This window comes from Streptomyces sp. NPDC050743 (assembly GCF_044456925.1).
Taxonomy (GTDB): Bacteria; Actinomycetota; Actinomycetes; order Streptomycetales; family Streptomycetaceae; genus Streptomyces.
Genome location: NZ_JBITGJ010000038.1, coordinates 61,450 through 80,262 on the forward strand (window position 1 = coordinate 61,450; position 18,813 = coordinate 80,262).

The 18,813-nt window shown below is 71.9% G+C and carries 13 protein-coding genes and 1 pseudogene; 12 read left to right on the forward strand and 2 right to left on the reverse strand.

Annotation, left to right across the window (positions count from 1 at the left end):
* The first annotated feature begins 15 nt into the window (after positions 1 to 15).
* The 7 genes from gatB to ACIBJF_RS30135 all read left to right on the forward strand — a co-directional run bounded on the left by gatB (position 16) and on the right by ACIBJF_RS30135 (position 9,219).
* The gene (gene gatB, locus ACIBJF_RS30105) at positions 16 to 1,530 is read left to right on the forward strand and encodes an Asp-tRNA(Asn)/Glu-tRNA(Gln) amidotransferase subunit GatB (protein WP_399178373.1); all 1,515 of its coding nucleotides are present in this window, start codon (positions 16 to 18) and stop codon (positions 1,528 to 1,530) included.
* A gap of 291 nt (positions 1,531 to 1,821) precedes the next feature.
* A complete protein-coding gene (locus ACIBJF_RS30110; protein WP_399178375.1) occupies positions 1,822 to 4,053 on the forward strand; it encodes an MMPL family transporter in 2,232 nt (743 codons plus the stop codon).
* Positions 4,031 to 4,606, forward strand: a complete 576-nt coding sequence (locus ACIBJF_RS30115) for a GNAT family N-acetyltransferase (RefSeq protein WP_399178377.1) — start codon at positions 4,031 to 4,033, stop codon at positions 4,604 to 4,606. Before ACIBJF_RS30110 ends, ACIBJF_RS30115 begins: the two co-directional genes overlap by 23 nt.
* 35 nt (positions 4,607 to 4,641) lie before the next feature.
* Positions 4,642 to 5,310, forward strand: a complete 669-nt coding sequence (locus ACIBJF_RS30120) for a hypothetical protein (protein WP_399178379.1) — start codon at positions 4,642 to 4,644, stop codon at positions 5,308 to 5,310.
* Between the two features lie 195 nt (positions 5,311 to 5,505).
* A complete protein-coding gene (locus ACIBJF_RS30125) occupies positions 5,506 to 5,697 on the forward strand; it encodes a hypothetical protein (protein WP_399178381.1) in 192 nt (63 codons plus the stop codon).
* A gap of 203 nt (positions 5,698 to 5,900) precedes the next feature.
* The gene (locus tag ACIBJF_RS30130; RefSeq protein WP_399178382.1) at positions 5,901 to 8,942 is read left to right on the forward strand and encodes an AAA family ATPase; all 3,042 of its coding nucleotides are present in this window, start codon (positions 5,901 to 5,903) and stop codon (positions 8,940 to 8,942) included.
* A gap of 49 nt (positions 8,943 to 8,991) precedes the next feature.
* Complete coding sequence (locus ACIBJF_RS30135; protein WP_399178384.1) at positions 8,992 to 9,219, forward strand: DUF6191 domain-containing protein; 228 nt, start codon at positions 8,992 to 8,994, stop codon at positions 9,217 to 9,219.
* 15 nt (positions 9,220 to 9,234) lie between these two features.
* Here the strand turns inward: ACIBJF_RS30135 and ACIBJF_RS30140 are convergent, their stop codons facing one another.
* Together ACIBJF_RS30140 and ACIBJF_RS30145 are read right to left on the reverse strand one after the other, a co-directional pair.
* Positions 9,235 to 10,371, reverse strand: a complete 1,137-nt coding sequence (locus tag ACIBJF_RS30140) for a PQQ-dependent sugar dehydrogenase (RefSeq protein ID WP_399178395.1) — start codon at positions 10,369 to 10,371, stop codon at positions 9,235 to 9,237.
* A 108-nt stretch (positions 10,372 to 10,479) separates the two neighbouring features.
* On the reverse strand, positions 10,480 to 11,478 hold the full coding sequence (locus tag ACIBJF_RS30145; RefSeq protein ID WP_399178386.1) for an aldo/keto reductase: 999 nt from the start codon (positions 11,476 to 11,478) through the stop codon (positions 10,480 to 10,482).
* Between the two features lie 76 nt (positions 11,479 to 11,554).
* On the opposite strand from ACIBJF_RS30145, the gene ACIBJF_RS30150 reads away from it, so the two are divergent.
* The 5 genes and pseudogenes from ACIBJF_RS30150 to ACIBJF_RS30170 form a co-directional block, all read left to right on the forward strand.
* A complete protein-coding gene (locus ACIBJF_RS30150; protein WP_399178388.1) occupies positions 11,555 to 12,496 on the forward strand; it encodes a 2-hydroxyacid dehydrogenase in 942 nt (313 codons plus the stop codon).
* A 197-nt stretch (positions 12,497 to 12,693) separates the two neighbouring features.
* Positions 12,694 to 15,909, forward strand: a complete 3,216-nt coding sequence (locus tag ACIBJF_RS30155) for an EAL domain-containing protein (RefSeq protein WP_399178389.1) — start codon at positions 12,694 to 12,696, stop codon at positions 15,907 to 15,909.
* Positions 15,910 to 16,152: 243 nt separating this feature from the next.
* Positions 16,153 to 18,000, forward strand: coding sequence for an acetolactate synthase large subunit (locus ACIBJF_RS30160; protein WP_351810250.1), 1,848 nt, complete (start codon positions 16,153 to 16,155; stop codon positions 17,998 to 18,000).
* A 22-nt stretch (positions 18,001 to 18,022) separates the two neighbouring features.
* Complete coding sequence (gene ilvN / locus ACIBJF_RS30165; protein ID WP_055708145.1) at positions 18,023 to 18,547, forward strand: acetolactate synthase small subunit; 525 nt, start codon at positions 18,023 to 18,025, stop codon at positions 18,545 to 18,547.
* 131 nt (positions 18,548 to 18,678) lie between these two features.
* Positions 18,679 to 18,813, forward strand: a pseudogene (locus ACIBJF_RS30170) (ketol-acid reductoisomerase); the annotation flags it as partial.

An 18,813-nucleotide genomic window follows, 5' to 3' on the forward strand; every position in this document is an offset into this window, starting at 1 on the left:
AGGGAAGTTTTCACCGTGACCACCACGACCGACCTGGTGTCGTACGAGGACGCGCTGGCGTCGTACGACCCCGTCATGGGCCTCGAGGTCCATGTCGAACTCGGCACCAAGACCAAGATGTTCTGCGGCTGTTCGACGGCGCTCGGCGCCGACCCGAACACCCAGACCTGCCCCGTCTGCCTCGGCCTGCCGGGCGCGCTCCCGGTCGTCAACGCGACCGGCGTCGAGTCCGCGATCAAGATCGGTCTCGCGCTGAACTGCGAGATCGCCGAGTGGTGCCGCTTCGCCCGGAAGAACTACTTCTATCCGGACATGCCGAAGAACTTCCAGACCTCCCAGTACGACGAGCCGATCGCCTTCAACGGCTACCTCGACGTCCAGCTGGAGGACGGCGAGACCTTCCGCGTGGAGATCGAGCGCGCCCACATGGAGGAGGACACCGGAAAGTCCACCCACGTGGGTGGCGCGACCGGTCGTATCCACGGCGCCTCGCACTCGCTCCTGGACTACAACCGCGCCGGCATCCCGCTCATCGAGATCGTCACCAAGCCGATCGTCGGCGCCGGCGAGCGCGCCCCCGAGGTCGCCAAGGCGTACGTCCGTGAGCTGCGCGAGCTCATCCGTGCCCTCGGCGTGTCCGAGGCCCGCATGGAGATGGGCCAGATGCGCTGCGACGTCAACCTGTCGCTGATGCCCAAGGACGCCGACAAGTTCGGCACCCGCAGCGAGACCAAGAACGTCAACTCGCTGCGTTCGGTGGAGCGCGCGGTCCGCTTCGAGGTCATGCGCCACGCCGCCGTGCTGAACGACGGCGGCAAGGTCGTCCAGGAGACCCGCCACTTCCACGAGGACACCGGCTCCACCACCTCCGGCCGTACGAAGGAGGAGGCCGAGGACTACCGGTACTTCCCGGAGCCCGACCTCGTGCCGGTCGCGCCCACGCGCGAGTGGGTCGAGGAGATCCGCGCGGCGCTGCCCGAACTGCCGCTGGCCCGCCGCACCCGGCTGCTCGCCGAGTGGGGCATCTCCGCCACCGACATGCAGGCGATCATCAACGCCGGTGCGCTGGACCTGATCGTCGCCACGATCGACGCCGGTGCCGACGCCGCCTCCGCCCGCAAGTGGTGGATGGGCGAACTGGCGCGCAGCGCCAACGAGTCCGGCAAGGCACTGGACGAGCTGGCGATCACGCCCGCGCAGGTCGCCCGGGTCACCGAGCTGGTCGCGAAGGGCGACCTGAACGACAAGCTGGCCCGCCAGGTCATCGAGGGCGTCCTCGCGGGCGAGGGCACCCCGGACGAGGTCGTCGACAAGCGTGGCCTGAAGGTCGTCTCCGACGAGGGCGCGCTGACCGCCGCCGTCGACGAGGCCATCGCCGGCAACCCGGGCGTCGCGGACAAGATCCGCGGCGGCAAGGTGGCCGCGGCCGGCGCCCTGGTCGGCGCCGTCATGAAGGCGACCCGGGGTCAGGCCGACGCGGCCCGCGTCAAGGAACTGATCCTTCAGAAGCTGGGCGTGAGCGAGGGCTGAGGCCCGGGCTCCATACCCGTACGGCCGTAAGGCCCCGTTAAGGCCCCGGAAGGCATCCCGCCCTCCGGGGCCTCACGTCTTTCGCGTGAAGTGCCGGTCAGGGCGACAGAGTTCGCCGGAGTGTCCTGTGATGTCTCTCCCACTCCTGTGAATAACCCCACGATCATGGCAAACGATCATTTTTGCCTGCAAGAGTGTCTTCAATTGCTCATTCGTTCTTTGCGGGCTGTTCGGTTTATGGACGATCGTTCCCGGTCAAAGATCCACAAATTATCCTCTGGGGGCACGTCCGTGGCAGACCTCGCCCGTTGGTGTGTCCGGCATCGGCTGATGGCCGTGCTGCTGTGGCTCCTCGCCTTCGGCGGGGTCACCGCGGCCGGCGCCGTGGCCGGTTCGTCGTACTCGAACGCCTACGACGTCCCCGGCACCGAGGCCGGCCGCGCCGCGCAGCTGCTCAAGGAGGGCTTCCCGGGCCTGGGCGGGGACAGCGACACCGTCGTCTGGCACACCGGCACCGGCACCGTCCGCGCCGCCGACGTCGAGCAGACCATGACCCGCACCCTCGACCGGATCGCCTCGCTGCCCGGCGTGGCCTCCGTGACCGGCCCGTACGGCAGCCAGGGCGCGCACCGGATCAGCGACGACGGACACACCGCCTACGCCACCGTCACCTTCACGCAGGAGGCCGAGCACATCGGCAAGGCCGAGGCGCAGGCCGTGGTGAGCACCGCCAAGGCCGCCGAGAGCGACCGACTCCAGGTGGAACTGGGCGGCAGCGCCATAGGGCTCACCGCGTCCCCGCGCGAGCACACCGCCGAGGTGGTCGGCGTGCTCGTCGCGGCCGTCGTGCTGTTCCTCGCCTTCGGCTCGCTCGCCGCCTCGGCTCTGCCCATCGCCACCGCCCTGGTCGGCGTCGGCACCGCCTACTCCGGCATCGGGCTGCTCGGACACGCCATGACGGTCGCCGACTTCGCGCCCATGCTCGGCATGCTCATCGGCCTGGGCGTCGGCATCGACTACGCGCTGTTCATCGTGACCAGACACCGGCGCGGACTGAAACAGGGCCTGAGCGCCACCGAGGCCGCCGTGAACGCCGTGGCCACCACCGGACGCGCGGTCGTCTTCGCGGGTGCGACGGTGTGCATCGCCCTGCTGGGGATGCTGATACTGCGGCTGAGCTTCCTCAACGGGGTCGCCGTGGCCGCCTCGTTGACGGTCCTGCTCACCGTCGCCGCGTCCATCACCCTGCTGCCCGCCCTGCTGTCGTACATCGGACCCTGGGCCCTCAGCCGCCGCGAGCGGCGCCGGCTCGCCGAGCACGGGCCGCGCCCGGAACTGCCCACCGGTCTCGCCGCCCGCTGGTCGGCGTTCGTCGAACGCCACCCCAAGCTGCTCGGCTCGCTCGCCGTCGCCGTCATCGCCCTGCTCGCCCTGCCCACCCTCTCCCTCCACCTCGGCACCTCTGACCAGGGCAACGACCCGCGCACCTCCACCACCCGCCAGGCCTACGACCTGCTCGCCGACGGCTTCGGACCGGGCGTCAACGGGCCGCTCACCCTGGTGACGCGCGTGGACGGCGCCGCGGACGAGCTGGCCCTGGACAACCTCGACACCACCCTGCGCGCCACCAAGGGCGTCGCCTCCGTCACCCCGGCCACCTACGCCTCCGGCGGCTCCACCGCCTACCTCACCGTCGTCCCCGACTCCGCGCCGCAGTCCCAGGACACCAGCGACCTCGTGCACCGGCTGCGCACGAAGGTGCTGCCGCGCGCGGAGGCCGGCACCGCCCTCGACATCCAGGTCGGCGGGGTCACCGCCGGCTACGACGATTTCGCGAGTGTGATCGTCGGCAAGCTGCCGCTGTTCGTCGGCGCGGTCATCGGGCTGGGCTGTCTGCTGCTGCTCGTCGCGTTCCGCTCGCTGGTCATCCCGCTGAAGGCCGCCGTGATGAACATCGCCGCCGTGGCCGCCGCGTTCGGCATCGTCGTCGCCGTCTTCCAGTGGGGCTGGGGCAGCGAACTCCTCGGCCTCGGCCGGGCCGGCCCCATCGAGCCCTTCCTCCCCGTGATCATGGTCTCCGTCCTCTTCGGACTCTCCATGGACTACCAGGTCTTCCTGGTCAGCCGGATGTACGAGGAGTGGCTGGAGACCGGCGACAACCGGCGCGCCGTCCGGGTCGGCCTCGCCGAGACCAGCCGGGTCATCAACTCCGCCGCGGTCATCATGATCTCGGTCTTCCTCGCCTTCGTCCTCAGCGGCGACCGCGTGATCGCCATGTTCGGCATCGCGCTCGCCTCCGCCGTCGCCCTGGACGCCTTCGTCCTGCGCACCCTCCTCGTGCCCGCGCTGATGCATCTGCTCGGCGCCGCCAACTGGTGGCTGCCGGCCTGGCTGGAGCGCCGCCTGCCCCGCGTCAGCATCGAGCCGCCCGAGTGCCGCGCCGCGCATGAGAGGCTCGGCAGCGTCTCGGTGGAGGATCTGCGGAAGGAAGAGCAGCGCGATGTACGCGATATCCCTGGGTGACGACGGCGCCGAGCTGCGGCCCCTGGAGGTCTGGCACGCCGAGGAGGTCCTCGCCAACATCGACCGCGGGCGGGAGTTCATCGGCCGGCACATCGGGCTGCCGGACGTGATCACCGACCTGGACTCCGCCCGCGCCTACCTGAAGTCCTACGCCGACAAGCGCGGCGCCGACGCCGGCGGCCTGCACGGCATCTGGCTGGACGGGAAGCTGGTCGGCGGTCTGCTGTTCCGGGTGTGGGACACCCCGAGCGGGGTGTGCGAGGCCGGCTGCTGGCTGGAGCCGGCGGCGGCCGGGCGCGGGCTGGTCACGCGGGGCATGCGGGTGCTGCTGGACTGGGCCTTCGAGGAGCGCGGCATGCACCGCGTGGAATGGCAGGTGTCCTCCGCCAACGAGCCCAGCATCAACGTGGCCCGCCGGCTCGGCATGACCCACGAGGGCGTGCTCCGCGAGAACTACCCGCACCGGGGCGTGCGCACCAGCACCGAGATCTGGTCGGTGCTCGCACCCGAATGGCGTGCGGCACGCGCGCGTACCGCGCACAACGATCATTAAGGCGCCTCTCAGACAGGGTCCGTACGGTGCCGGGCATGGCTACGAAGACACAGGAAGGCGCCGAGGCCGGCACGACGGCCGACACCGAGGCGCGCAGCGACGACGAGACCAGGGAGACGACCGGGACCGCCGGGGAGAGGCGGGCCGCCGAGTCCGAGGGAGCGCAGTCCGCGGCTGTGGCCGCCGGTGGGGCGCAGTCGGCAGACTCCCCGGAGGCCGAAGGGGCCGAAGAGGCCGACGGCACTGAGGAGGCCGAGCTCGCGGCGCAGGCCGAGGGCGCCGAAGACGGCGACGTCGGCGGCAAGGCGCCCTCCGGGGTCGGTCAGGGCGCCGGTGCCGTCGTCTCGGCCGCGCTGGGCTTCGTCTCGCTCAGCGGTGGCTGGATCGGCACCATCGCGGGCGCCCGTGAGCAGCTCGTCGGTCAGCTGCGGACCTCCTCCACCGCGAGCGTCGCCACCCAGATCAAGGCGGTCTACGGCAACGCCTGGCACAGCACCGCGCTGTGGGCCGGCCTGTTCGCGCTGGCCGCGCTCCTCACCGGCGTGGTCGTACTCGCCCGCCCCGCCTTCGGCGCCCCCGGCCGCCCGCAGGCGCCCTGGATCAAGTCGGTCGCGTGGGCCGGCGTCTCGCTCGGCGTCATCGGCCTGCTGCTGGCCGTCCTGAAGTACTCCGACGCCCTGCTCGCCCTGCCCTCGACCGGCTGAGAACCCGCAGGTCCCAGGGGCCTTAGGGAATCCGAGAGCACCTCACGGACTCCCTAAGGCCCCTTACGCGCGCGTGCGGCCCGTACGCCGCCCGAAGATGCGGAACTCTCCCGATGTGGCGCACCCCCTGGGAGACGAAGGTGGAGGCATCGCAGAAAGCGACGCACGACACCGAATCTCCTCGAAGGACACGTCATGATCGAGATCGAGTACCACAAGATGCGCTCCGCCCAGCTGATCCACGAGGCCGAGCAGGTGCGCCTGGCCCGCGAGGTCACCCGGGCCCGCCGCGCGGCCCGCCGCGAGCGCTCCGCCGGCCACGACGGCGCGGCCGCCGAGTCCCATAGCGACCGGCCCCGCCGGCACCGCGTCCCGCGCACCGCGTGAACACCGGCCCGGCGGACGGGGCCGGCACGGAGGGTGGCCGTACGGGGGTCGGCCGCCCTCCGGCCCTCCCGGACCAGGGTCGTACGACTGCCCACCCCAGTCGTACGACCCTTCCGTCCGTTGCCACGACCACCCAGCCCATCAGTACGACGATCGCACCAGGCCTGTGGAAAACCGCTGCCACACCGTCCGGGCCTCGTGCGATGCTCGGGCCCGTGGAGACCAGGTCCGTCAGCCCCGTGTTCGTCGGCCGAACCGACGAGCTGGACACCTTGAACGACGCGCTCGCCCGCGCCCGCGCCGGCGAGCCCCAGGCACTGCTGCTCGGCGGCGAGGCCGGGGTCGGCAAGACCCGCCTCGTCGAGGAGTTCGCCACGGCCGCCGGCCGGCACGCGGTCGTCGCCGTCGGCGGCTGTGTGGAGATCGGCGCCGACGGGCTGCCGTTCGCGCCCTTCTCCACCGCGCTGCGCGCCCTGCGCGACGCCCTGCCCGAGGAGTTCGCCGCCGCCGCCCAGGGCCAGGAGGAGGAACTGGCCCGCCTCCTGCCCGACCTGGGCGAGGCCGGCGCCGGCCGCCACGACGAGCAGGGCATGGCCCGCCTGTTCGAACTCACCGCCCGGCTGCTGGAGCGGGTCGCCGCCGAGCACGTGGTCGTGTTCGTCCTGGAGGACCTGCACTGGGCCGACGCCTCCACCCGCCACCTCCTCGCCTTCCTCTTCCGCACCCTGCGCGCGGGCAAGCTCCTCGTCCTCGCCAGCTACCGCTCCGACGACATCCACCGCCGCCATCCGCTGCGCCCCCTGCTCGCCGAACTCGACCGGCTGCGCACCGTCCGCCGCATCGAACTCGCCCGCTTCACCCGCGAGGAGGTGGGCCGCCAGATCGCCGGCATCCTCGCCGCCGAACCCGACCCCGCGCAGGTCGACGAGATCTTCGAACGCTCCGACGGCAACGCCTTCTTCGTCGAGGAACTCGCCGTCGCCGCCTGCGACGGCTGCTGCGCCGGCCTCACCGACTCCCTGCGCGACCTGCTCCTGGTCCGGGTCGAGGCGCTGCCCGAGAGCGCCCAGCGGGTCGCCCGTGTCGTCGCCGAGGGCGGCTCCACCGTGGAGTACCGGCTGATCGCCGCCGTCGCCCAGCTCGGCGAGGACGACCTCATCGAAGCGCTGCGGGCCGCCGTCGGCGCCAACATCCTCACCGTCACCCCGGCCGGCGACGGCTACCGCTTCCGGCACTCCCTGGTCCGCGAGGCCGTCGCCGACGACCTGCTGCCCGGCGAACGCTCCCGGCTCAACCGCCGCTACGCCGAAGTCCTGGAGGCCGATCCCACGCTCGTCCCGGCCGACGCCCGCGTGATGCGCCTGGCCAGCTACTGGTACCACGCCCACGACGCCGCCAAGGCCCTGCCCGCCGTCCTGGACGCCTCCGTCGTGGCCCGCCGCCGGCACGCCTACACCGAGCAACTCAGGCTCCTGGAGCGGGCGATGGAGCTGTGGGACAACGTCCCGAAGGACGTGCGCTCCGCCCTGCGCCCGGTCGACTACACCGAGGTCTACCCCCCGTGCGGCTGCGACCCGGCCACCGCACCGCTGCGCTATCTCGACCTGATGGCCGAGGCGGCCGTGGCGGGCCGCTTCGGCGGGGAACGCGAACGCGCGCTGAAGATCACCAAGCGGGCGCTGCGCCTGCTGGAGGACGAGCCGGACCCCCTGCGCGCCGCCTGGTTCTGGATCCAGCGCTCCCGCCTGGTCCAGGCCCAGGCCCGCGGCGACGGCTGGCAGGAACTGGCCACCGCCCAGGACCTGGTGCGCGGCCTGCCGCCGTCCGAGGTGCACGCCGAGGTGCTGGCCCTCGCCGCCAACTGGTCCATGCTGCACCGGCCCGGCCCCGACGCCTTCGCCGCCGCCGAGCGTGCCGTGGAGTACGCGCGCATGGTCGGCGCCCGCGACATCGAACTCCACGCCCGCCTCACCCTCGGCTGCCTCAAGGTGGACGCGGGCGACACCGAGACCGGCTTGACGGAGATGCGGCAGGTGCTGCGGGACACCCTCGCGGAGGGCGTGCACCATGTCGCGGGCCGGGCCTATGTGAACCTGCCCTCCCAGCTGCAGGGCATCGGCCGCGACCGGGAGGCCGTCCCCCTCCTGCGCGAGGGCATCGCCTTCGCCCGCACCCACGGGCTGCCGGACTCCGAGTCCTGGATACGGGGCAACCTCTCCGAGGCGCTCTACTCGCTCGGCGACTGGGCGGAGGCCGCCGAGACCGCCACGCACGCCACCCGGGTCGGTCACAGCGCCAAGCCCCGGGGCCAGGGTGCCCTGCGCCTGGCACACCTGGCCCTCGCCCGCGGCGACCTCGCCGAGGCGAGCCGCCGACTCGCCGCGGCCCGCGCCCACTACGGCACCCACGACCCCATGCCCCAGCTCTCCCTCCCCCTGGCCCGGGTCGCCCTCGGCGTCGCCGCCGAGGAGGGCCGTATCGCCGACGCCCGCGCCGAAGTGCTCCGGGTTCTGGACGACGGCTTCCCACCCGGCACCCAGCGCTACGGCTGGCCGCTGCTGCGGGCCGCCGCCACCGTGGAGGCCGAGGCCCGCACCCTGCCCGCCGCCGAGCCGGGCCGCGCCGAGATCCTCGACCGCCTCGGCGAAGCCATGCGGAACCTCACCACCGGCGCCCCCCTCTGGCAGGCCTACGACCAGTGGACCCGCGCCGAACTGCGCCGCGCGAAGGGCACGGACACCGCCGACGACTGGTCACCGGTCGTCACCGCCTTCGAGTGCCTGGACCGCCCCTACGAGCTCGCCCGGGTCCGCCACCGCCTCGCCGGAGCACTCCTGGCCGCCGGCGGCGACGACGAACGCGACCGCGCGGTGGAACTGCTCCGGCTGGCCGCCGCCGTCGCCGCCCACCTCGACGCCCGCTCTCTCGCCGACACCGTCGCCCGGCTCGCCCAGCGCGCCCGCCTCACCCTGGCCCGCGCCCCTGGGCAGGCCCTCGCCTCCGCCGACCCGGCCGCGGCCCTCGGCCTCACCAGCCGGGAGCGGGACGTCCTGCGCCTGGTCTCGGCCGGCCGCACCAACCGGCAGATCGCCGAGGAACTCTTCATCTCCCCGAAGACCGCGAGCGTCCACGTCTCCAACATCCTCAGCAAGCTCGGCGTCTCCGGCCGGGGCGAGGCGGCGGCGCTGGCACACCGGCTGGGGCTGTTCCCGGCCGAGACGCTCACTGCCGGAACGGCGGGCTGAGACCTACGCTGAAGAAAAGCCGCAAGGGGGAGAAAGCGGGGGAGGGGTCGTGTTCAACGCCTTCGAGGAACTCTTCGCACCCGGCCGCAAACACACCCGGGACGAACAGAACCGCCTGGAGTTGACCCGCGAGGACGTGGGCGACAACGACCCCGGCCGGGGCCCGATAGACCTGGCCTCCGGGAAGGCGGTCATTCGCCTGCCGGACCCACCGCCGCCGGCCGATGCGCAGACGGAGGCGGAGGAGAGCCTGGACGAGGGCACCGCAGGGGCGTGAGCCGTTCGGCGGGCGCTACTTCACCTCCAGTTCCAGCAGCCGGTCGTCCCCCTTCTCCGGTCGGCCCCGGCCGTCCGTGTTGCTCGTCAGCAGCCACACCTTGTCGCCGCCCGCCGCGACCACCGTGCGCAGCCGGCCGTACTCGCCGGTGAGGAGGGCCTGCGGTGGCGCCGAGGCCTGTGTGCCCTGGAGAGGGATGCGCCACAGGCGCCGGCCCTTCAGGCCCGCCATCCAGATCACGCCCTTGACGTAGGCGATGCCGCTGGGGGAGGCGTCGTCGGTGTGCCACTGGGCGATCGGGTTCTGGAAGGCGGTGTCGGAGGACCTGCCCTCGGCCTGCGGCCAGCCGTAGTTCGCGCCCGGCTTGATCGCGTTCAGTTCGTCCCAGGTGTCCTGGCCGAACTCGGAGGCGAACAGGCGCTGTCTGTCGTCCCAGGCCAGGCCCTGGACGTTGCGGTGGCCGTAGGAATACACCGGGGAGCCGGGGAAGGGGTTGCCCGGGGCCGGTTCGCCCTCCGGGGTCAGGCGCAGGATCTTGCCGCCCAGGGACTTCTTGTCCTGGGCCAGGCCCCGCACGCCGCTCTCGCCGGTGCCCACGTACAGCATGCCGTCCGGGCCGAACGCGATCCGGCCGCCGTTGTGGACGATGCCCTTGGGGATGCCCTTGAACACCGTGTCCGGAGCGCCCAGTTGCTCACCGGGCGGCTTCCGCTCGTCGTACAGCATGCGGACGATGCGGTTGTCGGAGGCCGAGGTGAAGTAGGCGTAGATCATGTGGTCCGACGCGTAGTCAGGGGAGAGGGCGATGCCCAGCAGACCGCCCTCGCCGGCCGGGGAGACCCCCGACACCGTGCCCAGCTCGGTCTTGCGGCCCGTCTTCTCGTCGATCCGGATGATCGTGGCGTCGTCGCGGGAGGAGACCAGCAGACCGCCGCCGGGCAGCGGGGCCAGCCCCCACGGTGTCTTCAGGCCGTCGACCACGGTGCGCAGCACCCTCACCGAGCCCTTGGCCGGCGGTGCCGGCTCCGTGGCGTGGCGCGAGGGGGCCGTACCCGTGGCCGTCGTCCCCCCGGGGCCGCCAGGGGGCCCTCCTCCGTCTGAGGAGCAGCCGGCCGTCAGCAGGAGGGCGGCCGCGGCCAACACGGCCGACACAGCTCGTCGTTGCACGATCACGGTCCCTTCGACGCGGTCATCCAGCGGCACGTGCTACTTCTCATACACCGCCCGCCCCGCCCGGGGTTCCCGCCCCGGCACAACCGATCACTCCCAAGACCCCTGAGCCGCCGGCAGCAGCGACGCCTCCGCGAGGTCCTCGCCGGTCAGGCGCAGGTCGCCGGCCGCCGCGTTCTCCACGGCCCACCGCTCCTGCTTGGTGCCCGGCAGGGCGATCACATGGCGGCCCTGTGCCAGGACCCAGGCCAGGGCCACCTGGGCCGGGGTGACGTCCTCGCCGTGGCGGCGCGCGATGCGGCGCAGGCCCGCGACGATCGGCTGGTTGGCCGCCATCATCTCCGCCGTGAAACGGGGGTGGCGGGCCCGCAGGTCGTCCGGTTCGAAGCCCTCGCCGGGAGTCAGCGTGCCGGTCAGGAAGCCGTTGCCCAGCGGCATCGCCGCGAGGAAACCCACGCCCCGCGCCTCGCACCACGGCAGCAGCGCCTGGAGCGCCTCGGGGGACCACACCGACAGCTCCGCCTCCACCGCGGCGACCGGGAAAACCTGCTGCACCCGTTGCAACTGGCGCAACGTACCGTCGTACAGCCCCGCCCCGGAGCGGCGGCCGCCGCGCGCGCCCACCGCGCACAGGCCCAGCGCCCGCACCTTGCCGGCCCGCACCAGCTCGGCCATCGCGCCCCACGTCTCCTCCACGGGGACCTCGGGATCGGCGCGGTGAAGCTGGTAGAGGTCGATCACGTCCGTCTGGAGGCGGCGCAGGGAGGCGTCACAGGCCCGCTTCACATACCCGGGGCGGCCGTTGGCCACGATGTGCTGCTCGCCCACCAGCAGCCCCACCTTCGTGGAGACGAAGGCGTCCGCGCGCCGCTGCTTCAGCACCCGGCCCAGCAGCAGCTCATTGGTGAACGGGCCGTACATGTCCGCCGTGTCCAGGAGGGTCGAGCCCAGGTCCAGCGCCCGGTGCACGGCCTTGAGCGATTCGTCGCCCCGCTGCCGCGACCCGCTGTACGCCCAGCTCATCGGCATGCACCCGAGTCCGACGGCCCCCACCGCGAGCGCCCCCGCGCCGATCGTCCTGCGCTCCACCTGCCCGTGACCCTCCCTCTGCCCGGACCCCAACCTAACCTCTGCACGCGCGTGTGCCTGACATAGCCTCCATGGCATGAGTGCACAGGTGTGGCTTCCCATAGCGCCGGACGAGATCGAGGGGCTGCCCGAGGGGCCCCGGTACCTGTTCTGGGACGGGGGCGAGGAGTTCCCGGCCGACCCGGTCGACTGCTCCTTCTACGTCGTCCCCTACATGAAGCCCGCCGCGGTCGGTGTGCGCCCGCTGCCGGAGATGTCCTCCGTAGAGGTCGTACAGACGCTGTCGGCCGGAACCGACCATGTGCAGCCGGGCCTGCACCACCTGCGTCCCGGCGTGCGGCTGTGCAACGCGCGCGGGGTGCACGAGGCGAGCACCGCCGAGCTGACGCTGACCCTGGTCCTCGCCGCCCTGCGCGGCATCCCGGACTTCGTACGGGCCCAGGAGCGTGGCGAGTGGCTCGGCGGGTTCCGGTCGGCCCTCGCCGACAAGTCCGTCCTCATCGTCGGCTACGGCGCGATCGGCGCCGCCATCGAAGACCGGCTCGCGCCCTTTGAGGTCGCGCGGGTGGCGCGCGTCGCGCGCTCCAAGCGCACCACGGCGCGCGGTCCGGTGCATCCGCTCACCGAATTGCCTTCATTGCTTCCACACGCCGATGTCGTGATCCTCTCCACGCCCTTGACGGACGAGACGCGGGGGCTGGCCGACGCCGAGTTCCTCGCGCGGATGAAGGACGGCGCGCTGCTCGTGAACGTGGCGCGCGGCCCCGTCGTCGACACGAAGGCGCTGCTCGCGGAGGTGGAGAGCGGCCGTATCACCGCGGCCCTGGACGTCACCGACCCCGAGCCGCTGCCGCCCGGACACCCGCTCTGGCAGGCCCCCGGCGTGCTCATCACCCCGCACGTGGGCGGGCCCACCTCCGCCTTCCTGCCGCGCGCCAAGCGGCTGCTCGCCGACCAGTTGACCCGGTTCGTGAACCACGAGCCCCTGCGCAACGTGATCCTGACGACAGGCTCGTAATCCGTTTCCGACACCCTCCGCAACCCTTCGGATGCGGTCCGTACCGGCATCGCCGCTGGTCGTCACGGAGCGTAGAGAAGCTATGTCCCTGAGTGACGATCCTGGTGTATCGTCCCGGAAGGGGCTGCGCCGCCTACCGTCGGCGCCGGGGATGGACATTTCAGATTTGTGAGGGGGCGACGGGCGATGCACGGCCTATGGACGAGCGATCCGACGCGGCGGAGCCGCCGACGGCGACCCTGGCGCACGGCCGCGCGCAGACGTGGCCACCACACCAGCCATCACAGCCATCAGCAGCGCAGGCACAGCGGCCGCAGGAGGCATGCGCACCCAGCGCACCGGGACCGTCGGGACCCGGGAGCGGCGCGGACCGGGAGGCCCCGGTGAGCGCGCCGCCCTCGGTGACGACCGCCCTCGACGCGGCGGTGCGCGCCTCGCATCCGCAGCAGGCGCCGCCGCCCTGGCGCGCGCCCGCCGGTGGACGCACGCGCGCGATGGAGCAACTCGTTCTCGCCCTGGTCTGCGCGGCCTACGCCGTCGGGGCCGCGTTCGACTGGGGTGCGGACGAAGTGGCACTGATCATGGGCGACTTCGGGCTGAGCGCCGCGGCGGGCACCGCCGCGGTCTCGTGCTTCCTGTACGCCCGCAGGCGCCGTGTCCGCTTCCGCTCGGCCTGGCTGCTGTTCGCCCTGTCCTCGGCGATGGCGGCCCTCGGCAACGCGGTCTGGGGCTGGTACGAGGTCGTCCTCGGCCGGCCGGTGCCCAGCCCCTCCTACGCGGACCTGTTCTTCCTGTGCTTCGCGCCGCCTGCCATCGTGGGCCTGCTGGTGCTCGCCAAGCGGCCGGTGACCAAGGCCGGCTGGATCTGCCTGGCGCTGGACGCCTGGCTGATCGGCGGCTCGCTGCTCACCCTGTCCTGGAGCCTGGCGCTCGCCCAGGCGGCCCGGCTCGACGGACCGAGCGTGGCGCACACCGCGCTGTCGCTGGCGTACCCCATGCTGGACATCGCGCTGATCAGCATGGGGCTCGCGCTGCACTTCCGGCGCACCCCGGGCAACCGCACCGCGGTGAACACGGCGATCGGGGCGCTCGGGCTGACCGTGATGTGCGACGCGCTGTTCACCTCGCCGCTGCTGCACAGCAGCTACCGCTCCGGGCAGCTGCTGGACGCCGGCTGGTTCGCCGGTTCGCTGCTGCTCGCGTACGCCCCCTGGGCCGCGCCCCGCCGCAAGAGCGCGCAGCAGGCGCACGTACCGGACGGGCACACGCGCGTGGTCCACGAACACATGCCCGGACAGCGCGGCACCGGCTACCACCACGTGTCCGTGTCCGCCCCGGGAGGTGATCACAGCCGGTATCCGGCCGGCCGGCCGCTCACCGGCTCCCTCGCCGCCCTCACCCCGTACCTCGCCGCCGCCGTGTGCACCCTGGGCATCCTGTACAACGTCCTCAACGGGCGCCGACCCGACCACGTCGTGCTGATCACCGCGGGCGCCGTCGTCCTCGCGCTCGTCATCCGGCAGGGCATCATGCTGCTGGACAACATCACCCTGACCCAGGAACTGGCGCAGAAGGAGAACCACTTCCGCTCCCTGGTGCAGGGCTCCAGCGACGTGATCATGATCGCCGCGCCCAACGGCGTCCTGCGGTACGTCTCCCCGGCCGCCGCCGGGGTCTACGGCCGCCCCGCCGAGGAACTGGTGGGGACGGAACTGGCCGGCCTCATCCACCCGGAGGACCTGGGCTGCGTGGTGCACGAGGTGCGCCGCTTCCTCGCCGCCAGCCCCCTGGAGGAGCCCACCACCCGCATCGAATGCCGCTTCCGGTCCGGCGACGGCGGCTGGCTCAACGTCGAGTCGACCGTCAACCGTCACCACGGCGGCCTGATCTTCAACAGCCGGGACGTCACCGAGCGTGTCCGCCTGCAGGCGCAGCTGCAGCACAACGCCGAGCACGACCCGCTGACCGACCTGCCCAACCGCGCGCTGTTCACCCGGCGCGTGCAGCAGGCCCTGTCCGGCCGCCGCGCCACCGACCGGGGCGCCGCCCTGCTGGGCACGGCCGTGCTCTTCATCGACCTGGACGGCTTCAAGGCCGTCAACGACACGATCGGGCACCAGGCCGGGGACGAGCTGCTCGTCCAGGCCGCCCGCAGACTCCAGGACGCGGTCCGGCAGGGGGACACCGCCTCCCGGCTGGGCGGCGACGAGTTCGCGGCCCTGATCGCCGGGGACGGCAGCCGTGACCGTGCCGCCCGGGAGCGGAACATCCTGGAGCTCGCCGACCGCCTCAGGGTGACCCTCTCCCAGCCGTACGCCATCGACGGCAGCGACGTCAGGGTCAACGCCTCCATCGGCGTCGCCTTCGCCGAACAGGGTCTCGGCGCGGGCGAGTTGCTGCGCAACGCCGACCTCGCGATGTACCGCGCGAAAGCGGCCGGAAAGGGCCGGGTCGAGCTGTACAGGCCGCAGATGCAGCAGGACGTCGTACGCAAGGCGGAGCTGGCCACCCGGCTGCGTGCCGCACTGAACGACGGCGAGTTCGCCCTGCTGCACCAGCCGGTGGTGTGCCTGGCGAGCGGCCGGATCACGGCGGTCTCGGCGCAGGCGCGCTGGCGCTCCTCGCAGGGCGTGCTGTTCACCCCGGCCGAGTTCCTGCGGGTGACCGAGGACGGCGACAAGACCGCCGAGCTGGACCGCTGGATCCTGCACGAGGCCGTCGAGCAGGCCGCCGAGCGGGTCGCGACCGGGACCGTCGTACCGGTGGCCGTCCGCACGAGCGCCCGGCGGCTGCTGGAGCGCTCGATGCCGGTGGGCTCCGTGGAGGCGCTGCTGACCCGGCACGGGCTGCCGCCCGGTGCGCTGCTCCTGGAGCTGTCCGACACCGATCCGAGGGTCTCCCTGGACGAGCTGGAGCGGCGGCTGACCTCGCTCAGCCGGCTCGGGGTGCGGATCGCGCTGGACGGCTTCGGCAGTGGCTACGCGGCCATCACCGCCCTCAGAAGGCTCCCGGTGGACATCCTGAAGCTCGACCGCAGCCTGGTCGAGGGCGTCGTGGAGTCCGCGCGGCTGCACAAGATCACCAGTGGTCTGCTGCGGATCGCCGGCGATCTCGGGCTGCAGTCCGTGGCCGAGGGCGTGGACCTGCCGGAGCAGGTCGTCGCGTTGCGCGCGATGGGCTGCACGCACGGGCAGGGCATGGCGTTCGCGGGGCCGCTGGACGAGTACCGGCTGCGCCGGGCGCTCGGATCCGGCCCCTACCCGGTGCCCCACGCACCGGCCGAACCGGCGTTCGCGGGGAGTGTGGGCGAGCCGAAGGGGCGCTCCGGGGTGTACACAGGGGGTGTTACGGCTGTCTTCGGAGGCGGCAGTGCCCTTCGTTCACATTCTGAGACTCCCGTCCCACCCACTTGACACGTGGTGCGCGTCGGGGGGAGGGTCAGTGCCATGCGCACCCGAATTCTCGTACTTGGACAGCGCGTCGGCTGAGCTGGGACCCACCGGAGGACGATCCGGAAACCCCAGCGACCTCACCGGCGCGCTCCCCTCGCTTGCCTTGCGGCACGAGGGGTTTTTTGTTGCACGAGTGCCGTTCGTGCAGCGCGTGAACTCCGTACAAACCTCGCAAAAACCCTCAGCATCGAGAAGAGAATGCCGATGACCGAGCAGGCCACCGGGGCCCATCCGCAGCCGCGGCCCCGATCCGGAGGACAGCAGTCCGCCCCCGTCGAGCACGTCACGGGTGCGCAGTCCCTCATCCGCTCCCTCGAGGAGGTCGGCGCTGACACGGTATTCGGCATTCCCGGCGGCGCGATCCTGCCGGCGTACGACCCGCTGATGGACTCGACGAGGGTCCGCCACGTGCTGGTCCGCCACGAGCAGGGCGCCGGCCACGCGGCCACCGGCTACGCGCAGGCCACCGGCAAGGTCGGCGTCTGCATGGCGACCTCCGGCCCGGGTGCCACCAACCTGGTCACGCCGATCGCCGACGCCCACATGGACTCCGTCCCGCTGGTCGCGATCACCGGTCAGGTGGCGTCCAAGGCGATCGGCACGGACGCCTTCCAGGAGGCGGACATCGTCGGCATCACCATGCCGATCACCAAGCACAACTTCCTCGTCACCAAGGCCGAGGACATCCCGCGGATCATCGCGCAGGCGTTCCACATCGCCGCCACCGGCCGCCCCGGCCCGGTCCTGGTCGACATCGCCAAGGACGCCCTCCAGGCGAAGACCACCTTCTCCTGGCCGCCCACCATGGACCTGCCCGGCTACCGCCCGGTGACCAAGCCGCACGCCAAGCAGATCCGCGAGGCCGCCAAGCTGATCACCTCCGCCAAGCGGCCCGTCCTCTACGTCGGCGGCGGCGTCATCAAGGCGCACGCCACCGCCGAGCTGAAGGTTCTCGCCGAGCTCACCGGAGCGCCCGTCACCACCACCCTGATGGCGCTCGGCGCGTTCCCCGACAGCCACCCGCTGCACGTGGGAATGCCGGGCATGCACGGTGCGGTCACCGCCGTCACCGCGCTGCAGAAGGCCGACCTGATCGTCGCCCTCGGAGCCCGCTTCGACGACCGCGTCACCGGCAAGCTGGACAGCTTCGCCCCGTACGCCAAGATCGTCCACGCCGACATCGACCCGGCCGAGATCGGCAAGAACCGCGCCGCGGACGTGCCGATCGTCGGCGACGCCCGCGAGGTCATCGCCGACCTGGTCCAGGCGGTGCAGAAGGAGCACAGCGAGGGCCACAAGGGCGACTACACCGCCTGGTGGAGCGACCTGAACCGCTGGCGCGACACCTACCCGCTCGGCTACGACCAGCCCGAGGACGGCTCGCTCTCCCCGCAGCAGGTCATCGAGCGCATCGGCCAACTCGCGCCCGAGGGCACGATCTTCGCCGCGGGCGTGGGCCAGCACCAGATGTGGGCCGCGCACTTCATCCAGTACGACAAGCCCGCCACCTGGCTGAACTCCGGCGGCGCCGGAACCATGGGCTACGCGGTCCCGGCCGCCATGGGCGCCAAGGCCGGACAGCCGGACCACACCGTCTGGGCGATCGACGGCGACGGCTGCTTCCAGATGACCAATCAGGAACTGACCACCTGCGCCCTGAACAACATCCCGATCAAGGTCGCCATCATCAACAACGGCGCCCTCGGAATGGTCCGCCAGTGGCAGACCCTGTTCTACAACCAGCGCTACTCCAACACCGTGCTGCACAGCGGCCCCGACGACATCAACCCGGAGGCCAAGGGCACGCGCGTGCCGGACTTCGTGAAGCTGTCCGAGGCGATGGGCTGCGTGGGCCTGCGCTGCGAGCGCCCGGAGGACCTGGACAAGGTCATCGAAGAGGCGAACTCCATCAACGACCGCCCGGTCGTCATCGACTTCATCGTCCACGAGGACGCGATGGTGTGGCCGATGGTCGCCGCCGGCACCTCCAACGACGAGATCATGGCCGCCCGGGACGTCCGCCCCGACTTCGGCGACAACGAAGACGACTGAGCGAGAGAGACGTAAAAAGACCATGTCCAAGCACACGCTCTCCGTCCTGGTGGAGAACACGCCGGGCATCCTCGCCCGGATCGCCGCGCTGTTCTCGCGCCGCGGCTTCAACATCGACTCGCTCGCGGTCGGCGTGACCGAGCACCCCGACATCTCCCGCATCACCATCGTGGTGGGCGTCGAGGACCTGCCGCTGGAGCAGGTGACCAAGCAGCTCAACAAGCTCGTCAACGTGCTGAAGATCGTCGAGCTGGAGCCCGGTCAGGCCGTGCAGCGCGAACTTGTCCTGGTGAAGGTCCGCGCCGACAACGAGACCCGTTCCCAGATCGTCGAGATCGTCCAGCTGTTCCGCGCCAAGACCGTGGACGTCTCCCCGGAGGCCGTCACCATCGAGGCCACCGGATCCAGCGAGAAGCTGTCCGCCATGCTCAAGATGCTGGAGCCGTTCGGCATCAAGGAACTGGTGCAGTCCGGCACGATCGCGATCGGCCGCGGCGCCCGCTCCATCACCGACCGCTCGCTGCGCGCCCTCGACCGATCCGCGTAAAGCTGGAGTACGGCCGAAACCGGGCGGTCGGCGACACGCCGTCCGCCCGGATGCCGAGACCCCGAGACTTCCCTTCCCCTCACCGTCATACGGTGGGACGCACAACCTGCACACCAAGGAGAGAACCCAAAGTGGCCGAGCTGTTCTACGACGCTGACGCCGACCTGTCCATCATCCAGGGCCGCAAGGTCGCGGTCATCGGCTACGGCAGCCAGGGCCACGCCCACGCGCTGTCGCTGCGTGACTCCGGTGTCGACGTCCGCGTC

Coding starts and splice junctions, on each gene's coding strand:
- ACIBJF_RS30155 (WP_399178389.1), top strand. CDS start 12,694: ATGGACGAGCGATCCGACGCGGCGGAGCCGCCGACGGCGACCCTGGCG.
- ACIBJF_RS30160 (WP_351810250.1), top strand. CDS start 16,153: ATGACCGAGCAGGCCACCGGGGCCCATCCGCAGCCGCGGCCCCGATCC.
- ACIBJF_RS30150 (WP_399178388.1), top strand. CDS start 11,555: ATGAGTGCACAGGTGTGGCTTCCCATAGCGCCGGACGAGATCGAGGGG.
- ACIBJF_RS30130 (WP_399178382.1), top strand. CDS start 5,901: ATGCTCGGGCCCGTGGAGACCAGGTCCGTCAGCCCCGTGTTCGTCGGC.
- ilvN (WP_055708145.1), top strand. CDS start 18,023: ATGTCCAAGCACACGCTCTCCGTCCTGGTGGAGAACACGCCGGGCATC.
- ACIBJF_RS30125 (WP_399178381.1), top strand. CDS start 5,506: ATGATCGAGATCGAGTACCACAAGATGCGCTCCGCCCAGCTGATCCAC.
- ACIBJF_RS30120 (WP_399178379.1), top strand. CDS start 4,642: ATGGCTACGAAGACACAGGAAGGCGCCGAGGCCGGCACGACGGCCGAC.
- ACIBJF_RS30115 (WP_399178377.1), top strand. CDS start 4,031: ATGTACGCGATATCCCTGGGTGACGACGGCGCCGAGCTGCGGCCCCTG.